Genomic DNA, 12,710 nt, shown 5'->3' with positions numbered 1-12,710 from the left:
GGCGAACAACCTTGCGCCTGCCCGGACCCCCACACGCTCCCCTTTTGGGCACTCTGTGCAATGATCAGAGCACCCAGCGTAACCTGTGGCCCGCTTCGGCTGTTGCACTTGGCATGGCTGGCTCGGTCTCCATGACCTCCACTGTCCCCCTTCCTCGCCGAGCGCTCGACCGGAAGCTCTCCGACCTTCCGGAGAACCCGGAAGTACGGGCCCGGCACTGGTACGAGAACGATCTGGGCTGGCCGACCGTGCCCGGACGGCCGCTGCGGTTGGTCACGGGGCTGCGGTTCGACGTCCTGGACGTGCCGGCCGAGGCGGGAGCCGCGGCGCTCAGGCATCTCGCGCCGGACTCTCCGGTGGCCCTGTGGGGCGATCGGATGCGGCTACTGCTGGCCGTCGGCAGTGCGGAGGAACTGCCCGGGCTGCTGGAGTGGCTGGAATGGGGGGCGCTGGCGCTGGACCTTCGGGTCCTGGGCGCGGGCGGCCTGATGGAGGCGCCGGTTCCGCCCGAGCGGGCCTGGAGCGGGGCTCGGCCGCTTCTCGACGGGCCCTGCGCCGCAGATTCCCTGCAGGGGGCCGCCGTATGGCTGCGGCCCCCCGGGCCGGGGGGCGAGGTCGAGGCCTCGCTGCCGGCATTGCCGGCCATGGGGAGCCTGGGAGGCGCCCCCGATCTCGTACGACTGGTGGACACGGTGGCAGCGCAGTGCCACCGGGTCCGGCTGCGGCGCGTGAGCGCCCGGCCGCCCGCCTGTCGGCGAAATCAGCCGTTGGCCTTCTCGTAGGCCTCGCGAATGGACGCGGGAACGCGGCCGCGGTCGTTGACCTCGAAGCCGTTGTCCTTCGCCCAGGCGCGGATCTGCGCGGTGTCCTGGCTGCCGCCGGAAGCGGCACGCGTCTTTCCGCGCCCGCCCGAGGCACGGCCACCGGTACGCCGACCACCCTTCACATAGGGGTCGAGAAGGCCACGCAGCTTGTCCGCATTGGCAGTCGTGAGATCGATCTCGTACGTCTTGCCGTCCAGCGCGAACGTCACGGTCTCGTCCGCCTCGCCGCCGTCGAGGTCGTCGACAAGAAGGACCTGAACCTTCTGTGCCACCGGATTTCCTTTCATCGATAACGTGAGGGCCAGGGGGTGTGCGGCGCCCGCCGTTTCGCCGCCCCTGTTATATGCAGTACTGCAGTACGTCGGAAAGCAAACCGCTTTTGCCGGAAAAACACAAACCCCTGGGAGAGGCCCAGGGGCCCGCCCCGGCCCGGAAACATGCGCGTTTCGGACATAGGGAACCGGGGCAAAGACGATCACAGATGCAGAAGCATCCGGCTGTTGCCCAAGGTGTTCGGTTTCACTCGTTCGAGACCGAGGAACTCGGCGACACCCTCGTCATAGGAACGCAACAGCTCCGCGTACACATCGGTGTCGACCGGTGTCTCCCCGATCTCCACGAAGCCGTGCTTCCCGAAGAAGTCCACTTCGAAGGTGAGACAGAAAACGCGCCGAACGCCGAGCCAGCGCGCTGTCTCCACCAACTTCTCCAGCAACTGATGACCGACACCGGCGCCCTTGAGGCCGGGCTTCACCGCGAGAGTGCGGACTTCCGCCAGGTCTTCCCACATGACGTGCAGCGCCCCGCAGCCGACCACCTCGGCGTTGTCGTCGCGTTCCGCGACCCAGAACTCCTGGATGTCCTCGTAAAGCGTCACCGTGGCTTTGTCGAGCAGGATACGGTCGCGGACGTAGGCGTCGAGGAGGCGGCGCACGGCCGGGACATCGCTGGTCCGGGCCCGCCGGACGGTGATGGCTTTTGCGGTGACTTCGGGACGCTCTGCTGACATGAGCGGACGCTATCGCCCGGCGGCCTCCCCCGCCGCGCCGGGGTTCTCCACTTGCGGGGCTTGGGGGGCTTCCTGGGTTTCCGGACCCTGGACGATGCGTACGGCGTCCCTGAGGGCCTGGCGCTGTTCCTCGCTCATCATCCCGAAGAAGGCGACGAGAGCCGCGGCGGGGTTGTCGCTCTGCGACCAGGCGTCGTTCATCAGAGCGGCGGCGTAGGCGGCTCGGGTGGAGACGGCCTCATATCGATAGGCACGCCCTTCGGCCTCACGGCGCACCCAGCCCTTCTGATGGAGATTGTCCAAAACGGTCATCACGGTGGTGTACGCGATGGACCGTTCCTGCTGCAGGTCTTCCAGGACTTCCCGAACGGTCACCGGGCGGTTCCACTTCCACACCCGCGTCATGACCGCGTCTTCGAGTTCTCCCAATGGGCGAGGCACAGTTCAGAACAATAGTGGGAGATCCCGTCAATGGCGTGCCGGACGTGCGCTTAGGTTACAAACGCGAACAAAAAGGGCGCACGACTCGGAAAGCACCGGGGTGCGAGGAGTCGTGCGCCCTGAGCCGTACGGCTCAGGCGTCACCGGCGGCGGAGGCCTGACGTGCGCTTTCCACGCGCGCGAGGGCGGCGTCCACGGCCGCGTCCTCCTTGGCCTTGGCGGCGCCGCCCTGGGTCTTCACGATCACCCTGACCACACCGATGAAGAACACGGCCATGACGACCGGGGGCACGAGCGCGGAGACGTAGTCCATGGCTCCAGGGTAGCCAGCGGGGTCGGGGCGAAAGGGGCGGGGTGGGCGAACCGGCGCTCAGCCGGCGGCGAGCTGCCGCGTGGCGGCGGTCTCGGCCGGGGCGGCGGGCGGTGTCGGCGGCTTGCGGCGGGGGAAGACCTCGCCCGGCGTGGGGATGGGGCGCTTCGGGGCGGCCGGTTCGGAGGCCGGGCGCTCGGCGGGACGCGCGGGAGGGGTCTTGCCGGGCTTCGGTGCGGGCTTCTGGGCGGGCTTCTCCGCGTCGTCGGCCTCTGCGGCCAGGGTCTCGCCCGCGCCGCCGGGAAGGGCCAGCAGGCGCGTCCTGGAGGGCGGTACGGCCGGGGCCGGGACCTTGCGGGCGCCCTGGGCGAAGCGCGCCCGGACGTCCTGCTCGGCGAGCGCCTGGCAGCGGTCCAGCAGGACGGCCGCCACGGGGTTCCCGCGCAGCGCCCGGAGCGCGGCGAGGTCGTCCGGCGTCGGCCGGTGCCCGGCGCCCAGCGCCTCCTCGAGCAGGGTGAGGTAGCCGGTGGCGGTGCCCGGCAGGGCGGCACGGTACCGGCCCAGGTCGGCCACCAGGAAGGCGCGCAGCCTGGCCCCCTCGCGCATCGCCTCGTCGAGGGACGCAGCGAGGCGGAAGCAGTCCTTGACGTCCTCGGCGGACGCTCGGCCGGGGTGAAGGGCGAGGGCGAGGGCACGGCGGAGCACACGCAGCTCCTCCGCGCCGAACGCCATGCCGCCGCGGGATCCGTATGGCGTGGGCATGCGGCGACGCTACCGCTAATCGGACAAAAGTGACGAATCGGAATGCTGTGTCGTCGCGTGTCGCTGCCGGGTTTCCCCCGACCGGGGTCACCCGTGCGCGTGTCGCGTGCCAACCGGGCGGGCGGGCGCCCGCGAGAGCCGGCGCCCGCCACGGGCGCCGGTGCCTCACATCCGGGACACGTTCCGTTCGTACACCAGGCGCAGGCCGATCAGGGTCAGCCACGGCTGGTGCTCGTCGATCACCGAGGACTCGCCCAGCACCACCGGCGCGAGGCCGCCCGTGGCGATCACGGTGACGTCTTCGGGGTCGTCGGCCAGCTCCCGGGCCATCCGGCCCACCACGCCGTCGACCTGCCCGGCGAAGCCGTACACGACGCCCGACTGCATGGCCTCGACGGTGTTCTTGCCGATCACGTTCCTGGGCCGGGCCACCTCGATCTTCCGCAGCTGCGCGGCCCTGATCCCGAGGGCCTCCACCGAGATCTCGATGCCGGGGGCGATGACCCCGCCGACGTACTCCCCGCGCGCGGAGATCGCGTCGAAGGTGGTCGCCGTGCCGAAGTCGACGACGATCGCCGGGCCGCCGTACAGCTCGTTCGCCGCGACCGCGTTGATGATGCGGTCGGCGCCGACCTCCTTGGGGTTGTCGAACTGGATCGGCACGCCCGTCTTCACGCCCGGCTCGACCAGCACCGCGGGCACGTCGCCGTAGTAGCGCCGGGTGACCTCGCGCAGCTCGTGCAGCACCGACGGCACGGTCGCGCAGATCGCGATGCCGTCGATGCCGTCGCCCAGCTCCTCACCGAGCAGCGGGTGCATGCCCATCAGACCCTGGAGCAGCACCGCCAGCTCGTCCGCCGTGCGGCGCGCGTCCGTGGAGATGCGCCAGTGCTCGACGATGTCCTCGCCGTCGAACAGGCCGAGCACGGTGTGCGTGTTACCGACGTCGATCGTGAGCAGCATGGCCGTTACTCCGCCTCGCGCAGGTCCAGGCCGATGTCGAGGATCGGCGAGGAGTGGGTGAGGGCGCCGACGGCCAGGAAGTCCACGCCGGTGTCGGCGTACATGCGCGCGGTGTCGAGGGTGAGCCGCCCGGAGGCCTCCAGCAGGGCCCGCCCGCGGACGATTCCGACGGCCTCCGCGCACTCGTCGGGCGTGAAGTTGTCCAGCAGGATCAGGTCGGCGCCCGCCTCGACGACCTCGCGCAGCTGGTGCAGGGTGTCGACCTCGACCTCGATCGGCACCTCCGGGAAGGCCTCCCGTACGGCCTTGAAGGCCTGGGCGACGCCGCCGGCGGCCACCACGTGGTTGTCCTTCACCAGGGCGGCGTCGGAGAGCGACATGCGGTGGTTGACGCCCCCGCCGCAGCGCACCGCGAACTTCTCCAGCGAGCGCAGCCCCGGCGTGGTCTTGCGGGTGTCACGCACGCGCGCCTTGGTGCCCTCCAGCGCGTCCGACCACGCGCGCGTGGCGGTCGCGATGCCGGAGAGGCTGCACATGAGGTTGAGGGCGCTGCGCTCGGCGGTGAGCAGGTCACGCGTGCGCGTGGTGACCGACAGCAGCTTCTGCCCGGCCTCGACACGGTCGCCGTCCTCGACGTGCCGCTCGACCTCGAACTCGTCCGTGCAGACCACCGAGAGCACGGCCTCGGCGACCCGCAGACCCGCTGCCACGCCGGCCTCGCGCGCGGTGAAGTCGCCGGTGGCCACGGCCTCCTCGGGGATGGTCGCGACGGTCGTCACGTCCACGCCGCCGGCCAGGTCCTCCTGGATGGCGACGTTCGCGATGTCCTCGACCTCGACGGGGTCGAGTCCGGCGGCGGCCAGCAGCTCGGCGAGGGCGGGGTCGAGCCCGCACTCCAGGTACTCCTCGTCGCCCTCGGCGCCACAGGCGCAGCCGTCACCGCAGCCGCCGGTCGGGGCGAGGGGAAGGTCGTCGGTGCTCACTTGTTCTGCTCCTGAGGGCGCTGGTGTTGCCGGGTCGGGGGGAAGTCTGCGGTGTCCGTGGTGCGTACGGCCAGCGACCGGTCGGGATTGAGCCGCACGACGATGTGGCGTCGCCAGTTCGTGTCGTCGCGCTCGGCGCGGTCCTCGCGCCAGTGGCAGCCGCGGGTCTCCTCGCGCAGCCGCGCGGCGGCGACCAGGACGCGGGCCACGCACAGGAGGTTGGTCGCCTCCCAGGTGTCGACGCCCGGCTCGGCGGTCTTGCCGTTCTCCTCCAGGGCGTCGCGGGCCTCGGTGTGCAGCCGCTGGAGCTGGTCCGCGGCCTTGTCCAGCGACTCCGCCGAGCGGAGCACGCCCGCGCCCTCGGTCATGATCCGCTGGACGGCGAAGCGGGCCTCGGGGGCGAGCAGCGGGTACGCGGGCCGCTCCGGGTCCGGGACCGGTTCGGGCACGCGCGCGTGCAGGCCGTCCGCGGCGTGGGCCGCCGCGATGTCGGCGGCGATCCGCTCGGCGTAGACGAGGCCTTCGAGGAGGGAGTTGGAGGCGAGCCGGTTGGCGCCGTGCACGCCGGTGCAGGCGACCTCGCCGCACGCGTACAGCCCGGGGACGGTCGTCCGCCCCTGCGCGTCGGTGCGGACGCCTCCGGAGGCGTAGTGGGCGGCCGGGGCGATCGGGATGGGCTCGGTGACCGGGTCGATGCCGTTGGCGCGGCAGGCGGCCAGGATGGTCGGGAAGCGGTGCTCCCACATGTCGGCGCCGAAGTGCCGGGCGTCGAGGAACATGTGCTCGGCGTCCTGCTCCTGCATCCGCCGCATGATGCCCTTGGCGACGATGTCCCGGGGCGCCAGCTCGGCCAGTTCGTGCTGCCCGACCATGAAGCGCACCCCGTCCCCGTCGACCAGGTGGGCGCCCTCGCCGCGCACCGCCTCGGAGACGAGCGGCTGCTGCCCCTCGGCGTCCGGGCCGAGGAAGAGCACGGTCGGGTGGAACTGGACGAACTCGAGGTCGCTGACCTCCGCGCCCGCGCGCAGCGCCAGCGCCACGCCGTCGCCGGTGGACACGGACGGGTTGGTGGTCGCGGAGAACACCTGGCCCATGCCGCCGGTGGCGAGGACGACCGTGGGGGCGTGCACGGCGCCCACGCCGTCGTGCTGGCCCTCGCCCATCACGTGCAGGGAGACGCCCGCGGTGCGGCCCTCGGCATCCGTGAGCAGGTCCAGGACCAGCGCGTTCTCGATCATGCGCACCCCACGCGCGCGTGCGGCCTCCACGAGCGCGCGGGAGATCTCCGCGCCGGTCGCGTCCCCGCCCGCGTGCACGATACGGCGCCGGTGGTGGCCGCCCTCACGGGTGAGCTGGATGTCGCCCTCGTCGTCGGTGTCGAAGTGGGCTCCGGTGGAGATCAGCCGCCGTACCGCGCCCGGGCCCTCGGTGACGAGGATCCGTACGGCGTCCTCGTCGCACAGGCCCGCGCCCGCCACCAGGGTGTCCTCGAGGTGCTGCTCCGGGGTGTCGCCCTCGCCGAGGGCGGCGGCGATGCCGCCCTGCGCCCAGCGCGTGGAGCCGTCGTCCAGGCGGGCCTTGGTGACGACGACCGTCGTCAGGCCCGCGGCCTCGCAGCGCAGGGCGGCGGTCAGGCCGGCCACTCCGGAGCCGACGACGATCACGTCCGCGGAGATGGACCACCCGGGTGCGGGCGCGTGCAGTCGTATGCCTGTGCTGGTCACGAGGCGGCTCCGAGGGATCCGAAGGTGAGAGGGAGGTTGTCGATCAGCCGGGTGGTGCCCACCCGGGCGGCCACCGCGAGGACGGCCTCGCCGGTGAAGCCATCACCGATCTCGGTGAAGTCGGACGGGTCCACGAGGGCGAGGTAGTCCAGCTGGAGCGGCGGGTCGAGGCGGACGGCCTCGTCCAGGACCTGGCGGGCGGCCGCGCGGACGGCCGCCGGACCGCCGGGCGCGGCGGTGGCCACGGCGTGCGCGTCGGCCGCCGCTCGGGACTCCCCTATGGCGCTCAGTGCCTCGGCACGCGCGCGCGTGGAGGGCACTTCGCGGGCCCGCGCGCGCAGCGCCTCCTGTGCGGCGTGCCGGTCGCGGCCGGCGAACAGCGCGCGGGACAGGGCGAGGGCGGTACGGCGCTCGTCGGGCGAGAGGTAGCGGTTGCGGCTGGACAGGGCGAGCCCGTCCTCCTCGCGCACGGTCGGTACGGCGACGATCTCGATGCCGAAGTTCAGGTCCCGCACCATGCGCCGGATCAGGGCCAGTTGCTGGGCGTCCTTCTGCCCGAACAGGGCCACGTCGGGGCGGCTGAGGTGCAGCAGCTTGGCGACGACGGTGAGCACGCCGTCGAAGTGCCCGGGCCGCGAGGCGCCCTCCAGTCGTTCGCCCATGGGGCCCGCGGAGACGCGGACCTGGGGTTCGCCGCCCGGGTACACCTCGTCCGCGGAGGGCGCGAACACGGCGTCGGCGCCCGCCTGCTCGGCGAGCTTCAGGTCGGCTTCGAGGGTGCGCGGGTAGCGGTCCAGGTCCTCGCCGGCGCCGAACTGCAGCGGGTTGACGAAGACGGTGACGACGACCTCGCCGCCCGGGCCGGCCATCTCGCGCGCGGTGCGGATCAGCGTGGCGTGGCCCTCGTGCAGGGCGCCCATGGTCATCACGACGGCACGGCGGCCGTGGCGCACGCGCGCGTGCAGCTCTTCGGCGGTGCTCAGCAGGGCGGCGGTCATCAGGCGGTCCCCTCGGTGCTGTTCGTGCCGTCGGTGCCGTTCCTGCCGTCGGCCAGCACGCCGAGCAGGTCCTCGGCGAGTTCCGGCTTCAGCAGGCCGTGGGCGAGGGCACGGTCGGCGGTCGCGCGGGCCATCGCCAGATAGCCCGCTACGGTCTGCGGGGCGTGTCTGCGCAGCTCGGTGACGTGCGCGGCGACCGTGCCCGCGTCCCCGCGCGCGACCGGTCCGGTGAGCGCCGCGTCGCCGGAGCGCAGCGCGTTGTCCAGGGCGGCACCGAGGAGCGGGCCGAGCATCCGGTCGGGAGCCTCGACGCCCGCCGTGCGCAGCAGCTCCATGGACTGGGCGACCAGGGTCACCAGGTGGTTGGCGCCGAGGGCGAGGGCCGCGTGGTAGAGCGGGCGGTTCTCCTCGCTGATCCACTCGGGCTCGCCGCCCATCTCGATCACCAGGGCCTCGGCGGCCAGGCGCAGCTCCTCGGGCGCGGTGACGCCGAAGGAGCAGCCCGCCAGGCGCTGGACGTCCACCGGGGTGCCGGTGAAGGTCATCGCCGGGTGCAGCGCCAGGGGCAGCGCGCCCGCGCGCAGGGCCGGGTCGAGGACCTTCGCGCCGTACCGGCCGGAGGTGTGCACGAGCAGCTGCCCCGGCCGTACGGCGCCGGTCTCGGCGAGGCCGGTGACCAGGCCGGGCAGGGCGTCGTCGGGGACGGTGAGCAGGACGAGGTCGGCGCGCTGGAGGACCTCGGCGGGCGGCACCAGGGGCACGTCGGGGAGCATCGTCTCGGCGCGCCTGCGGGAGGCGTCGGAGACCCCGGAGACGGCCACCGGACGATGCCCGGCGAGCTGGAGGGACGCGGCCAGGGCGGGGCCCACCCGTCCGGCGCCGACGACGCCGACGGTGAGCCGCGCGGGGCGGTCCTTGAGGTCTGGCTGGTGGACTGTACTCACGCGACGGCGGCCTTCCCGTTCCAGTCCGCTCTGGGTACCGGACGATTTCTCGTCATGTTAACGCTATCGGGTCCGATCACGGCCGGTTGTCCACAGGCTGTGGGTTACCCCACGCCCGCGGCGCCGGAAAACCCCGCTGCCTCGCGGAGGCACGCAGGGCATGATCCCGGGCATGACTGATACGGCTGAGCAGGGCGAAGAGCGGACCGCACAGGAGCGGTCGGGGGAACGGCGCGCGGCGGCCCAGCGCGGGGCCCGGAGCGTCCTGTCACGCGCGGGCTGGCGGGGCACCATCCGGGAGCGGCTCGCACTGCTCCAGGAGGCGGCCCCCGAGGTGTACGACCTGGACGAGCCGGCGGACGTCTACGGCAACCGGATCGTGGCGGCCCTGGAGGAGCGGGTCGCGGCCCTGCTCGGCACGGAGGCCGCCGTGTTCTTCCCGACGGGCACGATGGCCCAGCAGGTCGCCCTGCGCTGCTGGGCGGCCCGCACCGGCAACCCCACCGTGGCCCTGCACGCCCTGGCCCACCCCGAGGTGCACGAACGGCATGCGTTCAGCCAGGTCAGCGGTCTGCGCCCGGTGCGCGTGACCGACGAGCCCCGGCTGCCCACGGCCGACGAGATACGCGACTTCCCCGAGCCCTTCGGGGCGCTGATGCTGGAACTGCCCCTCAGGGACGCCGGTTTCGTGCTGCCCACCTGGGAGGAGCTGACCGAGGTCGTCGAGGCCGCGCGGGAGCGCGACGCGGTGGTGCACTTCGACGGCGCGCGCCTGTGGGAGTGCACCGTCCACTTCGAGCGCCCCCTGGACGAGATCGCGGGCCTCGCGGACAGCGTCTACGTGTCGTTCTACAAGTCCCTCGACGGCTTCGGCGGTGCCGCGCTGGCCGGTCCGCGGACCCTGGTCGAGGAGGCGAGGACCTGGCGGCACCGGTACGGCGGCATGATCTTCCAGCAGTTCCCGACGGTGCTGTCGGCGCTCGTCGGCCTGGACCGGGAGCTGCCCCGGCTGCCCGACTACGTGCGGCACGCGCGCGTGGTGGCCGCGGCCCTGCGCGAGGGGTTCGCGGAGGCGGGCCTGCCGTGGGCGCGCGTGCACCCCGAGGTGCCGCACACCCAGGAATTCCAGGTCTGGCTGCCGTACGAGCCCGAGGTCCTGACGGAGGCGGCGGTCCGGCAGGCCGAGGAGACCTCGGTGATGCTCTTCGCGAACGCCTGGGACGGCGCCGCGCCCGGCCTGGCGTACACGGAGGTCACCGTGCGCTCGGCGGGCCTGGAGTGGACGGCCGCCGACGTCCGTGCGGCCGTCCAGGAGTTCGTGAGCCGACTGCCCGGGAGGGCGTAGCGGGCTCGGAGGGCGCGGAGGCCCTGCAGGGCGCGGGCCCTCGAGGACGGGGCCCTGCAGGGCGGAGACCCTAGAGGGCGCGGGGGCGCAGCCAGCGGGTCAGGGCCTGGCGGAGCCGCCCGTGCGCCGGGCGCTCGGCGAGGACCGCGCGGAAGCGCCGGTAGTCGCGCAGCTCGCGCATCAGGTCGCGGTCGTGGCGGCCGGGCGCGGGCGGCGCGGGCTCTCCGTGCAGACGGGCGCGGTAGGTGTCGAGGAGGTACTGCTGCGTGATGCTCATGGCGGATCGCCTTCTCGGGACGTGGCTGATCGATGACTGATCGGGCTCCGCGGTTGCCCCGGTGTCCTCAGATTGCTCCTGCTCAGAGCGGATGTCCCGCGGATTGACGGCAGCCGTCAATCCACGGGGCGCTGTCGGTGGCCGGGTGCACCATAGGGGCATGAGCGTGACCATCGACATCGCCGGACTGCCGCCGGAGCGAATCTCCGTCGTGCCCTCCCCGCTGGCGGAGCTGGGGATGGCGCTGCACGCGCTCAGCGAGCCCGGCCACCACCCGCAGCTGCAGGGCTGGGTGACCGCCGTGTCGACCCGGCTGGACCCGGGTCTGGCCGACCGGTTGTGCGAGGCGGACTTCCTGTGGCGCACGACGTTCTCCGACGTCTTCGCCCCGTTCGCCGGGATCCCCGGCGGGCGTGCGCAACCGGGCGCCACGCTCGCCGACGAACTGGACCAGCTGGACATGCTGACGGACGAACAGTTCGTCCACGCGGCCCTGGAGTTCACCTGCCAGCTGCGCTACGACACCGCCGAGCCCGGCCCGCTCGACGCCCCTGAGCTGCGTCGGCGCTCCCTGGAGCTGGCCGCCGCGCGCGGTGCCGTCCAGGAGCGGGTCACTCTCCGGCTGCTGGAGGACCCGCCGGCCGTCCGCGCCTGGTTCCGGCAGCTCGTGCTCGACTGCGACGAGGCCTTCTTCGCCGACACCTGGGCCCGGCTCCAGCCCCAGCTCGCGGCGGACGCCCGGCACAAGACCGAACTGCTGCGCCGCAAGGGCCTCGGCGAGGCCCTCGCCTCGCTCTCAGGTGCCGTCTCGCTGGACGAGGAGGCCGGGCTCATCACGGTCGACAAGCTCCTGGTGGGGCGGACGGCCATCGGTGACGGCGGCCTCGTCCTGGTGCCGACCAGCCTCGGCTGGCCCCATGTGATGGTCCTGCACCGGTACGGCTGGCAGCCCACGATCACCTATCCCGTCAGCGGCTGCCACCCGCAGGCGCCGTCCGTCGAGCAGCTCACGCTCCGCCTGGAGGCGCTGGCCCACCCGGTGCGGATGCGGCTGTGCCGCCATCTGGCCCGCGCCCAGCACACCACCAGCGAACTGGCGGACGCGCACGGCATGTCCGCCCCCGAGATATCCCGGCACCTGGCGGTGCTGAAGAAGGCGGGCCTGATCACGAGCGGCCGCCGCGGCCGCTACGTCCAGCACCAGCTGGACCTGTCCGCGGTGGCCCGCCTGGGCAGCGACTTCATCGAGGGCGTCCTGCGCTAGGCGCTCCGCTGGACATGCCGCAATGTGCCGTCGCTCGCCTGCGGCACCGTCGTGGCTGGTCGCGCCCACGCGGCGGTAGCCGCATGTCAAACACGGCCCCGCGCCCCTTCAGGGTGCTGCCGAACTGCAGCGAACTTCGCCGAGGAGGCGTCAGCCGTGGCCGCCGGCCCGCACCAGTCCGGTCTCGTACGCCAGCACGACCACCTGCACCCGGTCGCGCAGGCCGAGCTTGGTCAGGATGCGGCCCACATGGGTCTTCACCGTCGCCTCGGACAGCACAAGCCGGGCCGCGATCTCACCGTTGGACAGGCCCTGCGCGACCAGCACCATGACCTCGCGCTCCCGGTCGGTGAGCCGCTCCAGCTCCTTGTGCTGGGGTTCCCGGCCGGCGGAGGGCAGCATCGGCGCGAACCGGTCCAGCAGGCGCCGGGTCGTGGACGGGGCCACCACCGCGTCGCCGCTGTGCACGGAGCGGATGGCCGCCAGCAGCTCGCCGGGCGGCACGTCCTTGAGCATGAAGCCGGAGGCGCCCGCCTTCAGCCCGGAGAAGGCGTACTCGTCCAGGTCGAAGGTGGTCAGGATGAGCACCTTCGGCGGGTTCGGCTCCTGGCAGATGCGGCGTGTGGCCTCGACGCCGTCCAGCTTCGGCATGCGGACGTCCATCAGGACGACGTCGACGGCGGTGGAACGCACCACCTGAAGGGCCTCGACTCCGTCACCCGCCTCCGCGACGACCTCCATGTCCGGCTGGGCGGCGAGCACCATCCGGAACCCGGTGCGCAGCAGCACCTGGTCGTCGACGAGCATCACGCGGATCGTCATCGGGGTCCTCTTCCGTTTGCTCTGGGGGGTTGTTCTGGGGTGCT

15 protein-coding genes are annotated in these 12,710 nt (G+C 72.7%); 3 read left to right on the top strand and 12 right to left on the bottom strand.

Going from position 1 to position 12,710, the window contains the following annotated elements; all coding sequences use genetic code 11:
* Positions 1-131 precede the first annotated feature (131 nt).
* Complete coding sequence (locus ACIF83_RS42880; protein WP_399735742.1) at positions 132-782, top strand: SCO3374 family protein; 651 nt, start codon at positions 132-134, stop codon at positions 780-782.
* Here the strand turns inward: ACIF83_RS42880 and ACIF83_RS42875 are convergent.
* From ACIF83_RS42875 to ACIF83_RS42830, 10 genes are all read right to left on the bottom strand, one after another.
* On the bottom strand, positions 761-1,096 hold the full coding sequence (locus ACIF83_RS42875) for an Lsr2 family protein (protein WP_145885753.1): 336 nt from the start codon (positions 1,094-1,096) through the stop codon (positions 761-763). The two genes, ACIF83_RS42880 and ACIF83_RS42875, sit on opposite strands and share 22 nt — an antisense overlap.
* Positions 1,097-1,299: 203 nt before the next feature.
* On the bottom strand, positions 1,300-1,833 hold the full coding sequence (locus ACIF83_RS42870) for an amino-acid N-acetyltransferase (RefSeq protein ID WP_067006320.1): 534 nt from the start codon (positions 1,831-1,833) through the stop codon (positions 1,300-1,302).
* 9 nt (positions 1,834-1,842) lie between these two features.
* Positions 1,843-2,238, bottom strand: coding sequence for a BlaI/MecI/CopY family transcriptional regulator (locus ACIF83_RS42865; RefSeq protein WP_386579565.1), 396 nt, complete (start codon positions 2,236-2,238; stop codon positions 1,843-1,845).
* 169 nt (positions 2,239-2,407) lie between these two features.
* On the bottom strand, positions 2,408-2,587 hold the full coding sequence (locus ACIF83_RS42860; protein WP_393484539.1) for a hypothetical protein: 180 nt from the start codon (positions 2,585-2,587) through the stop codon (positions 2,408-2,410).
* A gap of 57 nt (positions 2,588-2,644) precedes the next feature.
* Positions 2,645-3,316, bottom strand: a complete 672-nt coding sequence (locus tag ACIF83_RS42855) for a hypothetical protein (RefSeq protein WP_399735773.1) — start codon at positions 3,314-3,316, stop codon at positions 2,645-2,647.
* 195 nt (positions 3,317-3,511) lie between these two features.
* Positions 3,512-4,309 carry a type III pantothenate kinase gene (locus ACIF83_RS42850; RefSeq protein WP_393484538.1) on the bottom strand — a complete coding sequence of 266 codons (798 nt, stop codon included), beginning with the start codon at positions 4,307-4,309 and terminating at the stop codon, positions 3,512-3,514.
* A 5-nt stretch (positions 4,310-4,314) separates the two neighbouring features.
* Positions 4,315-5,292 carry a carboxylating nicotinate-nucleotide diphosphorylase gene (gene nadC, locus ACIF83_RS42845; protein WP_393484537.1) on the bottom strand — a complete coding sequence of 326 codons (978 nt, stop codon included), beginning with the start codon at positions 5,290-5,292 and terminating at the stop codon, positions 4,315-4,317.
* A complete protein-coding gene (locus ACIF83_RS42840) occupies positions 5,289-7,016 on the bottom strand; it encodes an L-aspartate oxidase (protein ID WP_398141354.1) in 1,728 nt (575 codons plus the stop codon). The genes nadC and ACIF83_RS42840 overlap by 4 nt, the downstream gene beginning before the upstream one ends.
* Positions 7,013-8,014, bottom strand: coding sequence for a pantoate--beta-alanine ligase (gene panC, locus ACIF83_RS42835; RefSeq protein ID WP_393484535.1), 1,002 nt, complete (start codon positions 8,012-8,014; stop codon positions 7,013-7,015). The genes ACIF83_RS42840 and panC overlap by 4 nt, the downstream gene beginning before the upstream one ends.
* Positions 8,014-8,958, bottom strand: coding sequence for a Rossmann-like and DUF2520 domain-containing protein (locus ACIF83_RS42830; RefSeq protein ID WP_393484534.1), 945 nt, complete (start codon positions 8,956-8,958; stop codon positions 8,014-8,016). The genes panC and ACIF83_RS42830 overlap by 1 nt, the downstream gene beginning before the upstream one ends.
* 172 nt (positions 8,959-9,130) lie before the next feature.
* Here ACIF83_RS42830 and ACIF83_RS42825 point away from each other — a divergent pair, with 172 nt between their 5' ends.
* Positions 9,131-10,303 carry a threonine aldolase family protein gene (locus ACIF83_RS42825; RefSeq protein ID WP_398141353.1) on the top strand — a complete coding sequence of 391 codons (1,173 nt, stop codon included), beginning with the start codon at positions 9,131-9,133 and terminating at the stop codon, positions 10,301-10,303.
* Positions 10,304-10,373: 70 nt separating this feature from the next.
* Here the strand turns inward: ACIF83_RS42825 and ACIF83_RS42820 are convergent, their stop codons facing one another.
* Positions 10,374-10,580, bottom strand: coding sequence for a hypothetical protein (locus ACIF83_RS42820; RefSeq protein WP_393484532.1), 207 nt, complete (start codon positions 10,578-10,580; stop codon positions 10,374-10,376).
* 160 nt (positions 10,581-10,740) lie between these two features.
* Between ACIF83_RS42820 and ACIF83_RS42815 the strand changes: the two genes are divergently transcribed.
* On the top strand, positions 10,741-11,844 hold the full coding sequence (locus ACIF83_RS42815; protein WP_393484530.1) for a DUF5937 family protein: 1,104 nt from the start codon (positions 10,741-10,743) through the stop codon (positions 11,842-11,844).
* Between the two features lie 150 nt (positions 11,845-11,994).
* Here the strand turns inward: ACIF83_RS42815 and ACIF83_RS42810 are convergent, their stop codons facing one another.
* Positions 11,995-12,666 carry a response regulator transcription factor gene (locus tag ACIF83_RS42810; protein WP_097253150.1) on the bottom strand — a complete coding sequence of 224 codons (672 nt, stop codon included), beginning with the start codon at positions 12,664-12,666 and terminating at the stop codon, positions 11,995-11,997.
* Positions 12,667-12,710: the final 44 nt, after the last annotated feature.

This window comes from Streptomyces sp. NPDC085866, from assembly GCF_044541035.1.
Taxonomy (GTDB): Bacteria; Actinomycetota; Actinomycetes; order Streptomycetales; family Streptomycetaceae; genus Streptomyces.
The sequence above is the reverse complement of the archived record's forward strand: the minus strand, read 5'-3'. Positions and strand labels throughout refer to the sequence as shown.

Bases quoted from the DNA above. Each gene is read 5' to 3' on its own strand.
- panC (WP_393484535.1), bottom strand. From the start codon at position 8,014: ATGACCGCCGCCCTGCTGAGCACCGCCGAAGAGCTGCACGCGCGCGTG.
- ACIF83_RS42815 (WP_393484530.1), top strand. From the start codon at position 10,741: ATGAGCGTGACCATCGACATCGCCGGACTGCCGCCGGAGCGAATCTCC.
- ACIF83_RS42810 (WP_097253150.1), bottom strand. From the start codon at position 12,666: ATGACGATCCGCGTGATGCTCGTCGACGACCAGGTGCTGCTGCGCACC.
- ACIF83_RS42865 (WP_386579565.1), bottom strand. From the start codon at position 2,238: ATGACGCGGGTGTGGAAGTGGAACCGCCCGGTGACCGTTCGGGAAGTC.
- ACIF83_RS42870 (WP_067006320.1), bottom strand. From the start codon at position 1,833: ATGTCAGCAGAGCGTCCCGAAGTCACCGCAAAAGCCATCACCGTCCGG.
- ACIF83_RS42850 (WP_393484538.1), bottom strand. From the start codon at position 4,309: ATGCTGCTCACGATCGACGTCGGTAACACGCACACCGTGCTCGGCCTG.
- ACIF83_RS42880 (WP_399735742.1), top strand. From the start codon at position 132: ATGACCTCCACTGTCCCCCTTCCTCGCCGAGCGCTCGACCGGAAGCTC.
- ACIF83_RS42825 (WP_398141353.1), top strand. From the start codon at position 9,131: ATGACTGATACGGCTGAGCAGGGCGAAGAGCGGACCGCACAGGAGCGG.
- ACIF83_RS42860 (WP_393484539.1), bottom strand. From the start codon at position 2,587: ATGGACTACGTCTCCGCGCTCGTGCCCCCGGTCGTCATGGCCGTGTTC.
- ACIF83_RS42820 (WP_393484532.1), bottom strand. From the start codon at position 10,580: ATGAGCATCACGCAGCAGTACCTCCTCGACACCTACCGCGCCCGTCTG.
- ACIF83_RS42855 (WP_399735773.1), bottom strand. From the start codon at position 3,316: ATGGCGTTCGGCGCGGAGGAGCTGCGTGTGCTCCGCCGTGCCCTCGCC.